General features: G+C 39.4%; 21 protein-coding genes and 1 pseudogene. 19 read left to right on the top strand and 3 right to left on the bottom strand.

Going from position 1 to position 19,823, the window contains the following annotated elements:
* Positions 1 to 172 precede the first annotated feature (172 nt).
* The 7 genes from MHH31_RS12230 (at position 173) to MHH31_RS12200 (ending at position 7,337) form a co-directional block, all read left to right on the top strand.
* A complete protein-coding gene (locus MHH31_RS12230; protein WP_342494846.1) occupies positions 173 to 838 on the top strand; it encodes an O-methyltransferase in 666 nt (221 codons plus the stop codon).
* Complete coding sequence (locus tag MHH31_RS12225) at positions 835 to 1,764, top strand: peptidase U32 family protein (protein WP_008342670.1); 930 nt, start codon at positions 835 to 837, stop codon at positions 1,762 to 1,764. The genes MHH31_RS12230 and MHH31_RS12225 overlap by 4 nt, the downstream gene beginning before the upstream one ends.
* Before the next feature lie 20 nt (positions 1,765 to 1,784).
* Positions 1,785 to 3,053 carry a U32 family peptidase gene (locus MHH31_RS12220; RefSeq protein WP_342494845.1) on the top strand — a complete coding sequence of 423 codons (1,269 nt, stop codon included), beginning with the start codon at positions 1,785 to 1,787 and terminating at the stop codon, positions 3,051 to 3,053.
* 7 nt (positions 3,054 to 3,060) lie between these two features.
* Positions 3,061 to 3,693 carry a uridine kinase gene (gene udk, locus MHH31_RS12215; protein ID WP_007501435.1) on the top strand — a complete coding sequence of 211 codons (633 nt, stop codon included), beginning with the start codon at positions 3,061 to 3,063 and terminating at the stop codon, positions 3,691 to 3,693.
* Positions 3,694 to 4,340: 647 nt separating this feature from the next.
* On the top strand, positions 4,341 to 4,814 hold the full coding sequence (gene greA / locus MHH31_RS12210; RefSeq protein ID WP_007501433.1) for a transcription elongation factor GreA: 474 nt from the start codon (positions 4,341 to 4,343) through the stop codon (positions 4,812 to 4,814).
* Between the two features lie 50 nt (positions 4,815 to 4,864).
* The gene (locus MHH31_RS12205; protein ID WP_025207694.1) at positions 4,865 to 6,607 is read left to right on the top strand and encodes a penicillin-binding protein 2; all 1,743 of its coding nucleotides are present in this window, start codon (positions 4,865 to 4,867) and stop codon (positions 6,605 to 6,607) included.
* Between the two features lie 67 nt (positions 6,608 to 6,674).
* Positions 6,675 to 7,337, top strand: a complete 663-nt coding sequence (locus tag MHH31_RS12200; RefSeq protein ID WP_007501430.1) for a YrrS family protein — start codon at positions 6,675 to 6,677, stop codon at positions 7,335 to 7,337.
* A gap of 136 nt (positions 7,338 to 7,473) precedes the next feature.
* On the opposite strand, the gene MHH31_RS12195 is transcribed toward MHH31_RS12200, so the two are convergent.
* Positions 7,474 to 7,680, bottom strand: a complete 207-nt coding sequence (locus MHH31_RS12195; RefSeq protein ID WP_058336777.1) for a YrzA family protein — start codon at positions 7,678 to 7,680, stop codon at positions 7,474 to 7,476.
* A gap of 187 nt (positions 7,681 to 7,867) precedes the next feature.
* Here MHH31_RS12195 and MHH31_RS12190 point away from each other — a divergent pair, with 187 nt between their 5' ends.
* The 7 genes from MHH31_RS12190 to MHH31_RS12160 all read left to right on the top strand — a co-directional run bounded on the left by MHH31_RS12190 (position 7,868) and on the right by MHH31_RS12160 (position 12,543).
* Positions 7,868 to 8,509 carry a class I SAM-dependent methyltransferase gene (locus tag MHH31_RS12190; RefSeq protein WP_041506826.1) on the top strand — a complete coding sequence of 214 codons (642 nt, stop codon included), beginning with the start codon at positions 7,868 to 7,870 and terminating at the stop codon, positions 8,507 to 8,509.
* Positions 8,510 to 8,524: 15 nt separating this feature from the next.
* The gene (mtnN, locus tag MHH31_RS12185) at positions 8,525 to 9,220 is read left to right on the top strand and encodes a 5'-methylthioadenosine/S-adenosylhomocysteine nucleosidase (RefSeq protein ID WP_019743016.1); all 696 of its coding nucleotides are present in this window, start codon (positions 8,525 to 8,527) and stop codon (positions 9,218 to 9,220) included.
* Between the two features lie 45 nt (positions 9,221 to 9,265).
* Positions 9,266 to 10,189 (top strand): cysteine synthase family protein, encoded by a 924-nt coding sequence (locus MHH31_RS12180; RefSeq protein WP_007501427.1) that lies wholly within the window; start codon positions 9,266 to 9,268, stop codon positions 10,187 to 10,189.
* A 1-nt stretch (position 10,190) separates the two neighbouring features.
* A complete protein-coding gene (locus MHH31_RS12175; protein WP_008342652.1) occupies positions 10,191 to 11,339 on the top strand; it encodes a bifunctional cystathionine gamma-lyase/homocysteine desulfhydrase in 1,149 nt (382 codons plus the stop codon).
* Between the two features lie 72 nt (positions 11,340 to 11,411).
* Positions 11,412 to 11,642: a YrhC family protein gene (locus MHH31_RS12170; RefSeq protein ID WP_342494844.1), complete on the top strand. Its 231-nt coding sequence runs from the start codon at positions 11,412 to 11,414 to the stop codon at positions 11,640 to 11,642.
* Positions 11,643 to 12,087: 445 nt separating this feature from the next.
* Positions 12,088 to 12,222 carry a YrzI family small protein gene (locus MHH31_RS12165; RefSeq protein ID WP_008342648.1) on the top strand — a complete coding sequence of 45 codons (135 nt, stop codon included), beginning with the start codon at positions 12,088 to 12,090 and terminating at the stop codon, positions 12,220 to 12,222.
* Between the two features lie 165 nt (positions 12,223 to 12,387).
* Positions 12,388 to 12,543: a hypothetical protein gene (locus MHH31_RS12160; protein WP_223255651.1), complete on the top strand. Its 156-nt coding sequence runs from the start codon at positions 12,388 to 12,390 to the stop codon at positions 12,541 to 12,543.
* A gap of 43 nt (positions 12,544 to 12,586) precedes the next feature.
* Here MHH31_RS12160 and MHH31_RS12155 read toward each other — a convergent pair.
* Positions 12,587 to 12,661: pseudogene (locus tag MHH31_RS12155) on the bottom strand (YjcZ family sporulation protein); the annotation flags it as partial.
* 318 nt (positions 12,662 to 12,979) lie between these two features.
* On the opposite strand from MHH31_RS12155, the gene MHH31_RS12150 reads away from it, so the two are divergent.
* The 5 genes from MHH31_RS12150 to MHH31_RS12130 all read left to right on the top strand — a co-directional run bounded on the left by MHH31_RS12150 (position 12,980) and on the right by MHH31_RS12130 (position 18,676).
* Positions 12,980 to 13,582 (top strand): methyltransferase domain-containing protein, encoded by a 603-nt coding sequence (locus MHH31_RS12150; RefSeq protein ID WP_342494843.1) that lies wholly within the window; start codon positions 12,980 to 12,982, stop codon positions 13,580 to 13,582.
* Positions 13,583 to 14,007: 425 nt separating this feature from the next.
* Positions 14,008 to 15,222, top strand: coding sequence for a formaldehyde dehydrogenase, glutathione-independent (gene fdhA / locus MHH31_RS12145; protein ID WP_017358089.1), 1,215 nt, complete (start codon positions 14,008 to 14,010; stop codon positions 15,220 to 15,222).
* Between the two features lie 209 nt (positions 15,223 to 15,431).
* Entirely contained in the window at positions 15,432 to 16,376 is a 945-nt protein-coding gene (locus MHH31_RS12140; RefSeq protein ID WP_327861744.1) for an ABC transporter ATP-binding protein, read from the top strand.
* 19 nt (positions 16,377 to 16,395) lie between these two features.
* A complete protein-coding gene (locus MHH31_RS12135) occupies positions 16,396 to 17,562 on the top strand; it encodes an ABC transporter permease (RefSeq protein WP_096881670.1) in 1,167 nt (388 codons plus the stop codon).
* Positions 17,555 to 18,676, top strand: coding sequence for an ABC transporter permease (locus MHH31_RS12130; RefSeq protein WP_342494842.1), 1,122 nt, complete (start codon positions 17,555 to 17,557; stop codon positions 18,674 to 18,676). The genes MHH31_RS12135 and MHH31_RS12130 overlap by 8 nt, the downstream gene beginning before the upstream one ends.
* A 138-nt stretch (positions 18,677 to 18,814) precedes the next feature.
* On the opposite strand, the gene MHH31_RS12125 is transcribed toward MHH31_RS12130, so the two are convergent.
* Positions 18,815 to 19,708, bottom strand: a complete 894-nt coding sequence (locus tag MHH31_RS12125; RefSeq protein ID WP_342494841.1) for a LysR family transcriptional regulator — start codon at positions 19,706 to 19,708, stop codon at positions 18,815 to 18,817.
* Positions 19,709 to 19,823: the final 115 nt, after the last annotated feature.

The following is a 19,823-nucleotide window of genomic DNA, read 5'->3' as shown; positions in this document are numbered from 1 at the left end:
TTGCCTGCAGTTTTTTTCGTTGTTATATCCATTTTATAGGTTCGCAATTACCACATCTTTGTGGTAAAATATATCGGGTTGTTTTTACTTAGATGAACGAAAGATTGACGAGAAAGAGAGCTGCAGCAGGCAGGACTCTTCTTTTTCAGGTCATGAAGGAGCTAGACATATAATGACAATCGAAGATGATCAAATAAATGATTATATTGAAGATTTAATTGAGCCGAGTCCTGATGCCATCGCTCAATTAGAGGAGTATGCGAAAGAGCATCATGTGCCAATCATGGAAAAGGTGAGCATTGAACTGTTATTGCAGCTGCTTTCTTTGAAAAAACCGAAGAAGATTCTTGAGGTTGGGACAGCGATTGGCTATTCAGCGATTCGAATGGCAGAAGCTCTGCCAGATGCTGAAATCTATACGATTGAGCGAAATGCGAAACGTTATGAGGAAGCGACACGGAATATTGAAGAATTGTATTTCAAAGATAGAATTCACGTGTTTTTTGGCGATGCGATCGAATCAGCTAAAACGGTTCAGACGATGGCGCCCTATGATGTGATCTTCATTGATGCGGCAAAAGGTCAGTATCAACGCTTTTTTGAGCTGTTTGAACCGATGCTGTCCGATGACGGAATGATTATTACAGACAACGTATTATTTAAAGGCTTAGTTGCGACAAATTATGAAGAAGAAATTGAAGATAAACGAAAAAAACAATTAATAGGCAAAATTGATCGATACAATCAATGGCTGATGTCAAATCCTGACTACCAAACGTGTATCATTCCGGTTGGAGATGGGATCGCTATTAGTACAAAAAGAGGTGACCAATCATGAAAAAACCAGAATTGCTTGTGACGCCAAGCAAGGTGTCGGATGTACTGCCGCTCATTGAAGCGGGTGCTGACGCATTTTTAATAGGTGAACAAACATATGGAATCCGTCTTGCAGGTGAGTTTTCAAGAGAAGATGTGAAACAAACGGTTCAACTCGCACATGCACATCACAAAAAAGTATATGTCGCCATGAATGCGATTTTTCATAATGACCGTGTGGCACTGCTTGGAGATTATTTAACCTTTCTCGATGGGTTAAACGTGGATGGTGTCGTTTTTGGAGATCCGGCAGTGATCATGGCAGCAAAAGAAACAGGTGTCAACTTGAATCTGCACTGGAGTACAGAAACAACTGGGACAAACTATTACACTTGTAACTACTGGGGCAGAAAAGGCGCAACACGTGCTGTTCTTGCCAAAGAACTCAATATGGATAGCGTGATTGATATCAAAGAAAACGCCGAAGTGGAGATTGAAATTCAAGTCCACGGCATGACCTGTATGTTCCAATCCAAACGGACACTTGTTGGCAACTATTTTGAATATCAAGGCAAACAAATGGACGTGGAAGGCAGAAATATGGAAGAAGGTCTATTCCTTCACGACCAGGAGCGTCAAAACAAATATCCTATTTTTGAGGATGAAAATGGCACACACATTATGAGTCCAAATGATGTATGTATGATTGATGAATTAGAAGAATTTGTTGACGCAGGCATTGACTCATTTAAAATTGACGGAATTTTAAAGTCACTTTCTTATATGACAGAGGTGACATCCCTCTATCGAAAAGCCATTGATTTACTAGTGACTGATAAGGAAGCCTATGAAGATCAGAAAGATGAATGGGTGGAGCGTATTGAAGAGATCCAGCCTGTCAACCGTTCAATCGATACAGGGTTCTTCTTTAAAGAAACGGTTTATTAAGATAAAAGGAGGCAGAGGAAATGGCACTTTTAAAAGATGGAATTTCTGAAATGATCGATGGAAAACGTGTCATTACAAAAAAACCAGAACTGCTAGCGCCAGCAGGTAACTTAGAAAAACTAAAAATTGCTGTGCATTATGGAGCGGACGCTGTTTTTATTGGCGGGAAAGAATTTGGACTTCGTTCAAATGCAGATAACTTTTCAATCGAAGAAATGGCAGAAGGTGTCGCATTTGCGAACAAATACGGTGCTCGCATTTATGTGACAACGAATATTTTCGCCCACAACGAAAACATGGACGGGCTGGAAGAATATCTTCAAGGGATTGAAGGAGCCGGTGTAGCGGGAATTATTGTCGCTGATCCACTCATTATTGAAACATGCAAACGAGTAGCTCCAAAGCTTGAAGTTCACTTGAGCACACAGCAGTCTCTTTCAAATTGGAAAGCGGTGCAGTTTTGGAAGGAAGAGGGGCTTGAGCGTGTGGTCCTTGCACGTGAAACAAGCGCCCTAGAGATTAAAGAAATGAAAGAAAAAGTGGATATTGAAATCGAAACGTTCATTCACGGGGCGATGTGTATTGCTTATTCTGGCCGCTGCGTGCTCAGTAACCATATGACAGCGAGAGATTCAAACCGCGGAGGCTGCTGCCAATCTTGCCGCTGGGATTATGATCTTTATAAACTAGAAGGCTCTGAGGAAGCGCCTTTATTCGGTGAAGAAGACGCACCATTTGCGATGAGTCCAAAAGATTTGAAACTCATCGAATCCATACCGCAAATGATCGAAATGGGAATTGATAGCTTAAAGATCGAAGGACGAATGAAGTCCATTCATTATGTAGCAACAGTTGTCAGTGTCTATCGTAAAGTCATTGATGCTTACTGTGCGGATCCAGACAATTTCGTCATTCAACAAGAATGGCTTGATGAATTAGACAAATGTGCCAACCGTGACACGGCTCCTGCCTTTTTTGAAGGTGTACCAGGAACGGATGAACAAATGTTTGGCATTCACGGAAAGAAAACGACCTTTGATTTCGTCGGTCTTGTACTTCATTATGATGAACAAGAACAAATTGTCACATTACAGCAGCGTAATTTCTTTAAAGCTGGCGACGAAGTTGAATTTTTCGGTCCAGAAATTGAAAATTTCACATGCAAGATTGAGAAGATTTGGGACGAAAAAGGGAACGAACTCGATGCCGCTCGTCATCCACTGCAAATTGTGAAATTTAAGCTTGATCAAAAAGTATACCCTAGCAACATGATGAGAAAGGGGAAATAACCGGAACATGGGGAAAAAACCAGTGGTGATTGGAATCGCTGGCGGCTCGGGTTCAGGTAAAACGAGCGTCACCAATTCCATTTACGAAAAATTTAAAGGACATTCAATCCTCATGCTTCAGCAAGATTTATATTATAAAAATCAAAGTCATATGCCATTTGAAGAGCGCCTGCTGACCAATTATGATCATCCGCTTGCATTTGACAATGACCTGATGATTGAGCATGTAGAAGCGCTGCTAAAGTACGAGTCCATTGAAAAACCAATTTATGATTTTAAACTAAACACACGTTCAGAAGAGACGGTACATGTTGAGCCCAAAGATGTCATCATCGTTGAAGGAATCTTTGCTCTTGAAAATGAACGTCTAAGAAACTTAATGGATATTAAACTGTATGTGGATACAGATGCAGATCTTCGGATCATTCGCCGTATTTTACGTGATACGAAAGAAAGAGGCAGATCGATTGATTCCGTGATTGAACAATATGTATCTGTCGTCAGACCGATGCACAATCAATTCATTGAACCGTCAAAACGATACGCCGATATCATCATCCCAGAAGGCGGACAAAATCATGTCGCAATAGACCTCATGGTGACAAAAATTCAAACGATTCTTCAAAACCGCGGAGAGTAAATGATGGAGAAGAACAAAGACCTTTACGACGTAAAGGTCTTTTCAACATCATGCTCTTGTAGTCAATACTTTAGTAATGGCTAGTCCGAAATCATCGGTGAGCATTGTAAGAAGCAGTCCCTGAGTAAAAGATTTGATATGATAGGAAAACAATGCTGCGAAATGGAGACAGGAAAATCACGATGGGATGCTGAAAGTTTCAGTTATTCCTGCTTTGTAAAAGTATATTAAAAAAACGACAAACAAATCATCACAAATTTTCAAACAATTCTTGATCAAAATGCAATTTTGTAATAATATAGCATAGACATATCGTACACTGACCATATTATGTATTGGAAGATGGAGAATGGATAAGCTATTCTTCTACATATGATCGAAATGGCCGAACGAGGTACAGGAGCTTCCTGTGCCTTTCCACAGTTTGTGCGATGAAGATAATATATCATCATGAGACCGCTGCTGTTCCTGCCTAATAAAAAGGCATAATAGTTGCATCTAAAAGGGACGCCATGTAAGATGGACTTTTACGAATATGGGACAGAAGGAATGAGGGCCGGAATATGTCCTCATTCTTGTATATTTCAGTCGTCACTCACATGCAGAAAGCTTGTATGATGAGGATTAATAGAAGGAGTGAATGATTCATGGCACAAGAGAAAGTATTTCCAATGACAGAAGAAGGAAAGCGCAAATTAGAAGAAGAGCTTGAATATTTGAAAACGGTTAAACGTAAAGAGGTTGTAGAGCGTATTAAAATCGCTAGAAGTTTTGGAGACCTCTCTGAAAACTCGGAATATGATTCTGCTAAAGAAGAGCAAGCGTTTGTAGAAGGTCGTATTACAACGCTTGATAATATGATTCGTAATGCCAAAATTATTGAAGATGAAGGTAACTCAAATATTGTTTCACTCGGTAAAACGGTGACATTCGTTGAATTACCGGACGGTGAAGAAGAGTCTTATACGATTGTAGGAAGTGCAGAAGCTGATCCGTTTGAAGGCAAAATTTCAAACGATTCACCAATTGCAAAAAGCCTTTTAGGCAAACAAGTAGACGACAAAGTCACTGTTCAAACACCTGGCGGAGAAATGTTCGTCCAAATTGTAAAAATTTCATAATTACGTTTATACGATCAACACCTCGTCCACAATAGGGACGAGGTGTTTTTATGCTGAAAACAAGAAGAATCCAATGGACAGGTGTCATTATTTTTATCTTATTGCTCGGTCTCCTATTTAGACTAGCGGAAATTCAGTTGTTTTTCACAGAATCTTTTTCAAAGCTGGATATTAATTTGATCCAAGAAAGTGTCAGGCAGCGGACAGAAGAAGTAGTCATTTCAGACGGACGCGGTGAATTTTTAGATCGAAACGGCGAGGCACTTCTCACAAAAGAAGAGCCTGCGGTCATCATATTTCCTTTCCTGCAATATGACCTCCCTCACTTAAAGCAAACCGCTTCTATACTTGAGATGGAAGAAGATGAATTGAAGAGCCAGCTGACAGAAACGAAGAAACCACTCATTTTAAAAGATGATATCACGAAAAAAAAGCTAAAAGACATCAATGATATGAAATATTCAGGTGTTTACGGCGTATATATGAAAGAGAAGGACAAAAAAAGACTTGCCCTCCACACATTAGGTTTCACAAGCGAGAATCCAGAACTCTTGAGAAAGCGTTATCCGGACAAAAAAGAGCTTTCAATCCGCACTGAGATCGGTACATTCGGTTTGGAAAGTACATTTGACGAATTTCTATTACCAGAGCAAGACACAAAATTGTTATACCATGTGGACGGAAGGGGAAACCCTTTGTTTGGGATGGACGTCAAATATACAGCAGAAGCTCATTCGTTTTATCCGCTGCAAGTGCAGACAACCATGGACGAAGACATGCAGAGGGAAATGGAGAATGTTCTCAAAGCACAAGGTGTTGAAAAAGGCGGAGCGGTTCTGCTCGACATCCAAAATAGCAGTGTGCTAGCGATGGCGAGTGTTCCAAATGTGACCAGCAAAAACCGGCATGAGGCAAGAAATTACATGCTGACCGCAATGGCTCCCGGTTCTGTATTTAAAACGGTCGTGCTTGCCGCAGCGATTGAAAAAAACTTGAACCAACCACAAACGATGTATGATTGTCGAAAGAATTTATATGGAGAGCCAGAAGGAAAGCAGGAAGTACTGAATCTGTCTGAAAGCTTTGCGCAAAGCTGTAATTATACATTTGCGACACTCGCTGAGCAGCTCATCCAAACAGATGATCAAATCCTTGAAAAGACAGCTTCAAAGCTTGGGCTTGTGGATCGAGCTGGCTGGGAAGGGGATGTATACCATAAGCAACAATTCAAACAGTTTGATCGTGAAGAAACAGGCAGTGTGTGGGGAGATAAAAGAGACAAGCATGTCAAAAAAGCCATTGCGCAAACGGCAATTGGTCAAAAAAATGTCAAAACAACCCCCTTACAAATTGCCAATATGATGGCAACGATTGCAAGGGGTGGAGAACGAAAAGAAGTGAGGATTGCAGATAAAGTGATGTATCAAAACGGAACAACGATGCTATCCTTTCAAAACAAACGACCTGATGGTGACAGTATTGACCGCTATACAGCTCAAACCTTGCAAAAGTACTTAAGGCAGGTGGTGACGTCTGACAAAGGAACAGGAAGAAGATTTCAAGACCTGCCGTTCCATATAGCAGGGAAATCAGGCACGGCCCAAACCGGCAGCAAAGATAAACAGGGGAATCCACTTTATCACAAGTGGTTTGCCGGATACTTTCCGGCAGAAAAACCAAAATACGCTCTCGTCGTTGTTCACCTTGATGAGGCAAGTGGCCGGGCTAAGACAAATGAAGCGTTTTATGATATTGTAAAAAAGGTCAATGAAATTGAAAAGAAACAGACATAGAACATCCCTTCATGTCATGTTAGAATAGTAACGACTTAGGGAACAGAGGCAAAGGAGTGCAGAGATTTTGAGTAGAAATTCTCGATTTGAACATCGTGATAAGCGCAGAAAGGCGAATATGGTGCTTAACATATTAATTGGTATCGTTGTGGTGCTTATTTTGGTTGTCGCATCGAGTTTGTTAATTTTTAATAGACCACCGAAAGATGTAGCCAACGAACCATCCAAAACAGCACCTGCATCGAGTGAAAATAAACAAAACTCAGAAGAAGATGTGAAAGATCAAAAGAAAGATACATCCGATGATGCGGATGCGAAAAAAGACGATTCATCTGACAAAAAAGACGATACAAAGAAAACAGATGATGAAGAAGAGCCAAACAAAGATGCGTTAAAAGATGCCACAGAAACAGATGGCGGTAAAACAAGTGACGTAGACAAAACATATGAAAACGATAACTGGGAGCCTGTAGGAACAGAGCAATCGGGATCACATACAGCAACCTATGATGCTAACTCAAAAGACTGGAAAGAAATGATCAAAGCCATGTCCTATGCGACAGGAATCTCAGAAGATCAAATGACTGTTATTTGGTTAGGAAATAACGGAGGACCTCAAGATGCAAAAGGAACCATCCGTGATAAATCAACAGGTGAACGCTACCGTGTAGAAATTACGTGGGTGGACGAAAAAGGCTGGAAACCTGTGAAGGTTGAAAAATTAAAATAAAAAAGATGCATACAAAAAGGCTAAAATGAACTTCATTTTAGCCTTTTTCTTCTTTTCAGCGTGATAGAAAACCTTTGCAGTCTAGGAAGGACTAGCACCGGCGCACAGACCTGACTGCCTACACGCTGATCTTTTTTTATGAGACATTCGCTTTAAAATGAACAACTGCTGTATACAAAATTTTATCATCAATGACAGCCGTTTGATGACTCACAGAATGAACAGTCAGCAAGATCGCCTGATTATGTTCAATTTGTTTTTGGATCTTTTGTTCAAGTTCTTTTAAAGACGTTGCTTCAAAAAATTCAATTTTGTCCTTTAAAAAATCCAGTTGAAAATCCATTTCATTCATCCCTCCATGCTCTAGATTCATCATAATCTCTCCCATTTAAAAGGGCAAATATTTTTCTACCCCACTCAGTATTTTTTAGTAGGAAAGAATCAGAAGATGTGGTAGGATAGGAACTGTTCGACGGAATAAAACATACTATACGGATAGGAATAAATAGATAAAGTGGAGGGAAAGAAAAATGGGACGTGAGTTTCTTTCTTTATTTGATCATTGGGCTGAATCTTATGATGACACTGTAAGTGGTCATGACGAGCAGTATAAAGAAGTGTTTCGCCGGTATCCGGCCATTCTAAAAGAGATTACTCGCCGTGCAGGTCAACATGTCATTGAGTTTGGAAGCGGCACAGGAAACCTAACGGCGGCACTGCTTCAAGCAGATAAGAAAGTGTTTGGCGTTGAACCTTCAGAGGCCATGAAGAAAGCGGCTCTTCAAAAAGGAATACCAAATGTATTTCATGACGGAGATTTTTTATCGTTTCCAGCCCCACCTTTTGAGCCTGATACGATCGTCAGTTCATATGCTTTCCATCATTTAACGGACGAAGAAAAAAAACAAGCCATCCACACCTATGGCAACATCCTTCCCTCAGGTGGTAAAATAGTCTTTGCTGATACAATGTTTCAAAATCAAGCAGCACATCAAGCTGCAACGAACAAAGCGAAAGCCGCTGGGTTCGATCAGCTTGCAGAGGATTTAGAAACGGAATATTATCCATCCATAGGTGTGTTAAAGCAAATCTTTGAAGAAGAAGGTTTTAGCACATCTTTTCATCAAATGAATGATTTTGTGTGGATCGTAGAAGCGAAGAAAAGGGAATGAAAGGATGTTTTTGATTTGAAAATCGCAGTGATAGGTGCAATGGAAGAAGAAGTGACGATTTTAAGAGACCAACTAAAGAATGCCACACAAGAAAACATCGCTGGGTGTGAATTTACAACAGGTGTTTATGAAGATAAAGAAGTGATTTTATTAAAATCAGGGATTGGAAAAGTGAATGCAGCGGTCAGCACAACACTTCTGCTTGACCGCTTTCAGCCAGATTATGTGATCAATACAGGATCAGCTGGCGGTTTCCATCACTCATTAAATGTAGGTGATATTGTCATCTCTACTGATGTTAGACATCATGATGTGGACGTGACGATCTTTAATTACGAATATGGACAAGTGCCAGGATTACCAGCTGCATTCATCGCAGATGATCAGCTTGTGAAGCTGGCAGAGGAATCTGCTTCAGAAATCGATCATATTCAAGTGGCAAAAGGAACGATTGCAACAGGAGATTCATTTATGGATGATCCTGGTCGTGTCGCGTTTGTGAGAGAGAAATTTCCAGAGCTGTATGCAGTGGAAATGGAGGCAGCAGCAGTTGCGCAAGTTTGCCATCTATTTGAAACGCCATTTGTGGTCGTTCGAGCGTTGTCAGATATTGCTGGGAAAGAATCCAATATCTCTTTTGATCAATTTCTAGAGCAAGCAGCGATTCACTCAACAGACCTTGTCCTGCGTATGATAAAGCAAACACAATAAAAGAAGGGGTTTCCCCTTCTTTTCCATACAAAGGAAGGGATTTATATGGCTGTCATACATGATATTACGGAATTAATTGGCCACACACCGCTTTTAAAACTGTCAGGGATGGGTGTGCCGGCAGGTGTTGATGTTTATGCAAAACTTGAAATGATGAACCCAGGCGGAAGTATTAAGGATCGCTTAGGTGATATGCTGATTAAAGAAGCGCTGGCATCGGGCAAACTGCGCCCAGGCGGAACCATTATTGAAGCAACTGCAGGAAACACAGGCATCGGGCTTGCGCTAAGTGCAAGAAAACATCAATTGCATCCGATCTTCTGTGTACCAGAACATTTTAGTCAAGAGAAACAACAGCTCATGAAGGCGCTTGGTGCAGAGATTATTCATACACCAAGAAAAGATGGGATGAAGGGTGCGATTGATCGAGCCCTTGAACTAGAGGCAAGCCTTGACAATGCGTATTGTGTCTTACAATTTAAAAACCAAGTAAATCCATTGACTTACTATAAAACGCTCGGGCCAGAAATATGGTCCGACCTCCAGGGAAACATAGACGTGTTTGTAGCAGGAGCGGGCTCTGGCGGAACGTTTCAAGGCTGTGCTGCCTATTTAAAAGAGCAAAAAGAAGCGCTAAAAACAGTGATCGTGGAACCAGAAGGATCTATTTTAAATGGCGGAAAGCCGGGACCGCATAGAACGGAAGGAATTGGCCTTGAATTTATTCCAGATTATATGGAATCGACTTTATTTGACGAGATTTATACCGTCAGTGACGATGATGCTTTCCGAATGGTGAAAGAAGCAGCTGAAAAGGAAGGTGTTCTGATCGGAAGCTCGTCTGGAGCCGCTCTATTTGCCGCTTTAGAGGAAGCGAAAAAGGCATCACCTGGGACGGTGATCGTCACTATTTTTCCTGATAGCAGTGAACGTTATCTAAGTAAAGGTATTTATGAGGGAGGAAAATAAAATGAAGCCAAAAACAATGATGATTCATAGTGGAATCACTGGTGATGAAAAAACAGGAGCCGTGTCTGTTCCCATTTACCAAGTCAGCACCTATAAGCAGCCTAAAGCAGGCGAGCACACTGGATATGAATATTCCAGAACTGCGAATCCAACAAGAACAGCACTGGAAACAGTCATTCGTGATCTTGAAGGAGGGGCAAACGGCTATGCATTCGGTTCAGGGATGGCTGCAATTACAGCTGTGATGATGCTGTTTAACAGCGGAGATCATATCGTACTGACTGACGACGTGTACGGCGGAACCTATCGTGTGATGACAAAGGTGCTCAACCGGATTGGCATTAAAGCCACATTTGTAGACACAAGTGATCCTGAAGCAGTGAAAAAAGCAATTTTACCAGAAACAAAAGCCGTCTATATTGAATCACCAACCAATCCATTGCTGAAAATGACCGATCTACAAGCCATAAGCCGGATCACAAAAGAAGCTGGCATCTTGATGATTGTCGATAATACGTTTTTTACCCCATATTTTCAAAAGCCGATTTCATATGGGGCTGACATTGTCTTGCACAGTGCCACAAAATATTTAGGCGGCCATAGTGATGTGGTGGGCGGACTTGTCGTGACAGCTACTGAAGAGCTTGGTGAAGAATTGCACTTTGTTCAAAACTCTACAGGCGGTATTCTTGGACCGCAAGATGCGTGGCTTCTAATGCGAGGGATGAAAACGCTCGGGCTAAGAATGGAAGCACATCAACAAAACGCGCAGAAAATCGCTGAGTTTTTAGAACAGCATCCTGCGATTACACGTGTCTATTACCCAGGTTTAAGCGCTCACCCAGGTCATGAGCTTGCAAAAACTCAAGCAACAGGCTTTGGCGGTATGATTTCTTTTGATATTGGAAAAGAAGAAAATGTCGACGTGTTTTTAAGCCAATTAAAATTGTTTACAATCGCAGAAAGCCTAGGGGCGGTTGAAAGTTTAATCTCTGTTCCTGCTCGCATGACCCATGCATCCATACCAAAAGAGCGCAGAGAAGAGCTTGGCATCACAGATGGTTTAATCCGTATTTCTGTCGGTATTGAGGATATTGATGACTTATTACATGATATTGAACAAGGACTCGACGCAGTAACGAATGGATAGATTTACATGCCCCTCACTTTCTCTCACTATGGTAAGCTATCAATAGACATTGATAACGGGAAGGTGAAACAAGTGAAGAAAAAGTGGGATGGTTTAGTGACAGATTACAAGCAATACGCTTTTATTTTGCTTGCTGTCAGCACCTTTTTATATATTGGTACGATTTTACCGAATCAGCACATAGAAGCATCACCAAAAATGCTGATGATGGCAGTTGATTTTGTTTTCTTATTAGCCGCTTTTCTTTGCGTGAAACGTGCGATCTTTTTTCAAAAGAAATTGCAAGAACTTGATGAAGATTAAGTCGAAAAGTCTCCTCATGTGTTGAGGAGACTTTTTTTAATTGCACTGGATAATCGGACAAGAATGTCTGTAGAAATTTAGTCAAACACACAAAAATCATCTAATTTACTAAAAACAGGTTTACAAAATGGTGCTTGCTGGATATACTTACAAAGTAATTAAAAACGTAAAGGAGGCTGAAGAATATGTTATTCGTATCTACTTGTGATCAATTCAACAACCAATTTCATCATGTCATCAGCCTGTGGAAGAGCTCGTGTCCTTCCTTTACCTTTTACGGTTCACGCTACAAAACTGTTTAAGTAAACGAGGATTTCACGTATCATCCATCGCAGGTTAGAAGACACTGTCTTTTGATCTGCATTTTTGTGTGCCCGCAGGTCAACTGATAAAGAAGATCTGCGGGCTATTTCGCGTGCTGCGAACTGAAGGGAGGTGAGCGTATATGACAATCCATTTATTTTTTATTACTTTGACGATCCAACGTAAATACAAGGACATTGAAACCGTTCTTTATGAACAACAAGTCGAAACATTTTATGAAGAAATGAAGCAGAAACAACTAAAGTACATGAACTAAAAAGGACAATAAAAACATGAAAAGGAGGAGATTGACATGTTTATGATGCTTGCAATGCTTGATTGTTATACAAGGGAGAAGGACCAGGTTTAGACACGCTCCACATTGATCACCTGCACATATGATAACCGTAAAAGGAGATTGTGAGGTGATCAATGAATGTCGATGTCACCATATATGAGGTTTCCGTCAGTGGGGCACGGGTATGCGTCTATTCCGCATTCTTTAAAGCACGGGTACGGCAATCCATACAGAATGCAAAGAGAGCAAGAAGAAATGCTCAGACGCTATATGTACAATTATCCAACCTATTGGTATTAAAGAAAAGGAGCAGGAAACGTTATCGTTTCCTGCTCCTTTTACATTAGCAAATCCAGCTTGCACCGATGATGATTAACAAAATGAACAGTACAACAAGCAATGCGAATCCGCCTGCAAAACCGCCACCGTAGCCACCGCAGTAGCCTCCAGAATAACCGCCAAAGCCCATAATCTAGCACCACCTTTATCTAATCAAGATACATTCATAAAATATGCAGCTCATGCGGAAAACGAAATCAATCTGAGCACAATTAATGAAAATGCCTATTTGTTTAAATATTTTTCATTACGTGCGAAACATTTTCAGAAAAGGTGCCGTCTAATAAAAGACAAAGAAATTAGGACTAGGTCTTAACTTTTGTTAGGCGAGAGCCGATATGAAAAGTAAGAAAATTCGTAAATAGTTTTATTTACTGGTGCAAAGCAGGTGTTGACATTGATTCAAAGCTGGATTGGAAAACAAATGAGGGAACCAAAGGGCTTGTTCTCAAAATGGGTTGCCCGCTATATGGAAAAAAATCATCATAATATCAATCAATGGACGATTCAACTCTTAAATATACAAGAAAACGACCGGATTTTAGAAATTGGTACTGGAAGAGGTATGACATTATCTAAAGTAGCGGAAAAACTTGACCGAGGAAAAGTATATGGAATCGATGCTTCGCGTCATATGGTAAAATACGCGAAAAGAAAACATAAGAGGCTTGTCGAGCAGGAAAAAGCCGTTATCACACTTGGAAAAGCTGAGCAATTACCTTTTGAAGACAGATCATTCAATAAATTGTTCACAGTGCAGACCATCTATTACTTGCCAGATATCGAACTAGTCATGAAAGAGGTATATCGTGTTCTTCAAGTGGATGGAGAAGTATTCTTATCTTTTCAAAAGCAGGAACTAATGAAGGAACAAAAACGCTCACAGTCTCTTTCAACGTACAGTGAAGAAGACATCAGCTGTCTTTTTTCAGCGTATCACTTTAGAGACGTCTCTGTTTACCATTATGATACATACATCTGTATCAAAGCCTTAAAATGATGAAAATATTTCCCAGGTAATGAACAAGCACTCAAAAAAAGGCTCTTCGCCAGAAGGGCCTTTTTTGCATGTGGGAATTGATCATTCATCAATAAAAAAGACTCTTCACAAGAAGAGTCTTTTGCATTCATTTCATATGTAGGGGCCAGCCAGGTGTGTAAGGAATGATAGTATATATAAGGAATTTGTTTGTCGATTAAGGATACCTGTCTGGCTTATTCCTTATATCGACAATGTTCTTCAAATGTTTAGCTTTTTTTTCAATATTTTCTTTTTTATTTGACTGGAAAATACATTTTTCTATCCTAGATAGACATTTGTCACTTATTTTTTGAGTCAATGTGCGGTTAAAAGAAGGAAAAAGCCCGAGAAAGAGAGAATTTTGGAGAGACTTCATTTTTAAACAAAAAGGGAGGAATGAAAACATGTCGGGAAACAAAGGTGTCGTTTACAAAGGAGCAGGAAATGTAGCAGTTGAGGATATTGGATACCCTGATTTGGTTTTAAGGGATGGCCCTGGTGTACCTAAAGCCAATGTTGGACGTAAGTGTGAGCATGGCGTCATTTTAAAAGTGGTGACAACAAACATTTGCGGGAGCGACCAGCATATGGTAAGAGGGCGTACAACTGCGCCTGAAGGACTTGTCCTTGGTCATGAAATTACTGGTGAAGTCGTTGAAGTTGGACGAGATGTAGAGTTTATCCAAAAGGGTGATCTCGTATCAGTTCCATTTAATATTGCCTGTGGTCGCTGCGTCATGTGTAAAGAACAAAAAACCCATGTGTGTTTAAATGTGAACCCCGATCGACCTGGCTCAGCTTATGGATATGTAGATATGGGCGGATGGGTTGGCGGCCAATCGGAGTACGTCATGGTGCCATATGCTGATTTCCAGCTACTCAAATTTCCGGACAAAGATCAGGCGATGGAGAAAATACTTGATTTGACGATGCTTTCTGATATATTCCCGACAGGTTTTCATGGTGCTTATACGGCTGGCGTAAAGCCGGGCTCTACCGTCTATATTGCTGGTGCAGGGCCAGTAGGTCTTGCAGCAGCGCATTCCGCTCAGCTCCTTGGCGCTTCTGCTGTCATCGTCGGCGATCTCAATGAACAAAGGCTCGAGCAGGCGAGAAGCTTTGGCTGCGAAACGATTAATTTACGAAAACATGATCGAATCGGTGAACAAATGACAAACATCCTTGGAGAGCCAGAAGTCGACTGTGCGGTCGATTGTGTCGGTTTTGAAGCTTCAGGTCATGGAGATCAAGGAGAAGCACCAGCCACCGTTTTAAATACAATTATGGATATTACCAAAGTTGGCGGTAAGCTTGGAATTCCAGGACTTTATGTCACAGAAGATCCAGGTGCTGTGGATGAAGATGCAAAAGTTGGATCTCTGAAAGTGCGAATTGGACTTGGCTGGGCAAAAGCCCATACTTTTGTGACAGGCCAAACCCCTGTCATGCAATATCACCGCAGCTTGATGAAATCTATTTTAAGCGGAAGAGCACAAATCGCCAAAGCCGTTAATGCAACCGTCATTTCCCTTGATCAAGCCCCTAAAGGATATAGCGATTTTGATTCGGGTGTGGCGAAGAAATTTGTGATTGACCCGCATGGCATGATTTCTAAATAATGATCCATCGAAAAAAACTTACAGGATTTTTCCTGTAAGTTTTTTTGTTTATAAATATAAAAAGACCTATACTGTTCTTCTACATTTCATAACGTGATAAAATGAGTAAATTGGAAAAAATGATCTTTAGTTGAAAGACATACCATAAAACAGTTGGCAATGATTGGACAGGATTATGATAGATAGGAAGAATAGAGGAGAGATTGCGATTGCTAAAAGTACAAAACATCATCAAAAATTATGAAGGTAAACAAGTATTAAAAGGGGTTAGCTTCCACTTAAAACAAGGTGAATCATTTGGACTGTTGGGCCCTAATGGTGCAGGGAAATCAACCTTAATCGGTATCATGACAGGACTTATACATGCAACGAGCGGGACTATTACGATTGGAGGCATTGATCTACATAAAGAAACAAAGCATGCACAGCAATTGATTGGCATTGTTCCGCAAGAGATCGCTTTATATTTAGATATGTCAGCAAAAGAAAATTTAACGTTTTGGGGGAAAATGTATGGACTTAAAGGAGAAGAATTAAAAAGCAGAGTACAAGAAATCCTTGAATTAATTGGTCTGGGCAATAGAGCGAATGATAAGGTGAAAGTATTCTCAGGTGGGATGAAAAGAAGAGTGAATATCGGATGTGCGATTTTGCATCGGCCAAAACTATTAATAATGGATGAGCCTACAGTGGGTATAGACCCGCAATCCAGAAATCATATATTAGAAACAGTTAAAACGCTAAATAGTGAAGGAATGACGATTATTTATACGAGTCATTACATGGAGGAAGTCGAATATCTATGTGAAAAAATAGCTATTATGGATCAAGGTTCTTTCATTAAGGTAGGTGATTTAAGTGAATTGGCTGAGCTTGTTGGAGAAAAAAGAGAAATCATTTTTACGATTAAATGTGAACAAGGACAAAAGGATATGGAGCGAGTGTGCCAATATATAAATGAATATCACCCACTGAATGACTTTATGGTGCAGGGAAATCAAATCAAATTATTTGATGACAATCCTCAGCATTTACTAAGTCAACTTATTCAAGGTGTAACCGCATTAAATGTTCAATTAATTTCAGCAGAAGTTGTAGAACCAAATTTAGAAAATGTTTTCTTGTATTTAACAGGTAAGAAATTACGAGACTAGATCGAATAGAGGTGAGTATATGAGTATTTGGGTTGTACTGAAAGATCTATTATTGTTTTTTAGGGATAAGAAAAGCTTTTTTACACTTTTTTTTATGCCTATCATATTAATTGCTATATTAGGTGCAGCATTTGGAGATAACATGAAGAAAGATAGCGAAATTAGGATCAATTCATTTCGAGTAGGAATAACAGATCAAGATAAGTCCGCTACAAGTAAAATGTTTCTTTCAACATTGTCTAAGAGTGAACTCAGTGACATATTTGAAGTGAAGGTCACCTCGAAAAATCAGCTAGAGAAAGATTTAAATAGTAGAGACATTACAATGGGTATAATCATCAAGCCGAATTTTGAAAAAAGCATATTAAATCACGATCATGTGCAATTGAATATTTTGAAAGGACCTAATTCAAGCTTACAGGAAATGGTCCTAGAAAATGTGGTTTTGCAATTCTTTCAAAATTATCATATGAATCGTATTCTGGTGCCGTTGAATCAAGGTAAAGAAGTGGAGATCGTGTCTGATCAACTGAAAAAAGAACTAGTGAACGAAAGGAACATTCATATCAACAGCCAGCCGATTACATCCTTCCAATACTACGCAGGCGGGATGGGTGTGCTTTTTTTATTAATGACTGTTGTTTTCTTGGTTGGCAGTATGATAGAGGAAAAAGAAGAAGAAGTCTATAAAAGACTACTAGTATCAAAGTTAAGCAATACTAGTTATATCATTGGAAAGTTATTGGGCATTTTTTTAATGAGTATGATTCAACTTGCGGTCATTATTTTATTTACTAGTTTTGTCTTTAAGGTGAATTGGGGAGAGCCTTTTACTGTTGTTATGATCGGATTTAGTTTTATATTAAATGCTGCGGGTTTAGGGGTGCTGATTGGTTCTTTTATCAATAGAGAAAAAACGTTTAACAGTGTGGGGATTTTAGGAACTCAAGTGTTAGCTGCTTTAGGTGGGAGTATGGTGCCCTTATACTTATTCCCACAATGGGTGATGAATATCAGCTATTTTTTACCTAATTCTCTTGCACTTCAAATGTTTTTGAAAAGTATGGCAGGTGCTGATTTTAGTGAAATTCAAAGTGGATTATTACTTAGCTGTGGGATGGGACTAGCTTTCTTCATCATTGCTTTATTAAGAATGTCTTTTGAAAGGAAGCATCGCTATGCATAAAATATTAGCCATTATCACGTTAAAGTTAAAAGAAACATTAAAGTCTCCATTGGCTCTCATTTTTTTATTTGTTATGCCAATCATATTTAGTTTTATCTTTGGCAGCACGGCATCAGATACAAAGAAACCCACAGTTGCTTTTGTTCAAAATCCTCAACAAGACGAACTCAATCAGGAAATATTAAAAATGCTCAAAAAGAACACGACATTTCTTTGGATAAAGGCGTCTGAAATTGAAGCGGAAGAATTAGTATCTGATGAAAAGGTAATTGCGTCGGTTAAAGTCTCTGATCAATTAGAGTCCCATTTAAAAGAAAATAAAGAGATTTTTGATGTGACAGTTTATAAGAAAACTGAGGAATATGCAGTCTTATCTCCCTATTTAAAAGAGGCAGCAGCGATCATTTATCAGATCAATTACGGTGTGAAAGATCAGAGAAGTGCTTCTCTCACCACTACATTGAATAAGTTAAATGAATCTGGCACCATTTCGTTGGTTGAAAAAAATCAAGATGGTCAAGCAAACCAGCAACCAAATTTAATACCGCTTGGCTTTACCATTATGTTTATGATGTTTGCGATTTCAAGCTCTTTGTCATCTATACATTTGGAGTATAAAAATTATACATGGCAAAGATTGCTTTCGAGTCCAATCCATAAAATATATGTACTTCTGGGCTATTTAATGGCATATTTCCTTCTTGGATGGATACAATTGGGTGTTCTTTTGACCATCTTATCTATTTTCTTTAATGTCTACTTAGGTAACCTGTTTCTTATTTTATTGTTCGGATCATTTGTTATAGGCCTTGTCGTAAGTTTAGGGTTTATGATAGCTACTTTATCTCAAACAAAAAAACAAGCTGAAATCTTTAGTGCAATTGTCATTGTAGGATCGTGCATGCTGGGTGGTATTTATTGGCCTCTAGATATCGTTCCAGACATTATGAAGAAGATTTCTTTGACTATACCGCAAACAAGGATGATGTCTGGTTTTGGTGAGATCATGAGCGGCAATGTTAATCTTTCTATCTTATTATTAGATGCGACGGTTTTAATTGCTTTTACGGTGATCTTTATGATCATTGGTTTGAAGAGTATCAGATCCTATTAATCCTCTGTTCTTCTAAAAAGCCCTCTATAGCTATGTAGAGGGCTTTTTGTATACACCTGATTTACTTTAAATGATTGGATAACTCGTTAATATTTAATGGTGAAAGAAATGGAAGGCTGCCCAAATAAATATTTCAGATTACCCATTGAGAAGGATATAATCCTCTGTTAAATCAACAAACGCCTTCAAAGCAGGAGACATCCATTTATTTTTATGCCAGAATAGTTGGGTTTTCGTTGTGAGACAGGGTCCCATCCAATTGATTTTAATCATATGGCCTTCTGTTATTTCTCTTTTTATAGAAATTTCGGGAAGTACAGCAATTCCTAAACCAGCCATTACACATTTTTTTATGGCTTCTACATCTGCTAGTTCTAGTTTACTTCTCGGTTTTGCTCCTGCCTGTGTCAAAGAGTGTTCGAAGGCATAACGATAATCGCAGTCTTCAGTTAACAACAATCTTTGCTCGTCTAAATCGATAGGATGTACTTTTTGTTTTTTGCTCAATGGATTTGTTGGACAGCATACAATGGCCATCGGTTCATCTTTTAATTCTTTTACAATTAAATGTGAGGATACGACAGGATTCATCGATAATAGGGCGACATCAATTTGTCCTTCCAGTAATAGATTTAAAACATCCTTTTCAGCTATTCCGGGACGAAAAATTAGTTCTACTTTAGGGTACGTTGTTTGAAAGTCCGTTAAAATATGAGGAAGTCGATAGGTACATTGTGTTTCAGATGCACATATTCTCAAAATGCCGCTTGGCTCACTCATTCCGCCAATAGCCTCTAATGCTTCTCCTGTTAAACCTAAAATCTTATCCGTATAATCTTGAAACTTCATGCCAGATTCTGTTAAAATCACCCTTTTTCCAAGCCTTTCAAAAAGAGGGGTTCCTAGCTCTTCTTCTAATGCAGCGATATTTGCTGTGATACTAGATTGAGCATAGCCAAGTATTTGTGCTGTTTTTGTAAAGTTTAATACTTTTGATGCTGTTTGGAACATCATCAGTTGCTTTATTTCCAACGTCAATCCCTCCTAAATCGGATGAGCCGATTGATGCAATCAGAAAACTTCTATAGATAGATCATAACATTTTTACTATGATAAAAGTAGGCGCTTTCATTATTTAGAATGTTCA

It is taken from the genome of Bacillus sp. FSL K6-1033, from assembly GCF_038630765.1.
Classification (GTDB): domain Bacteria; phylum Bacillota; class Bacilli; order Bacillales; family Bacillaceae; genus Bacillus; species Bacillus altitudinis.
This window is presented reverse-complemented; position numbering and strand designations above follow the sequence as displayed.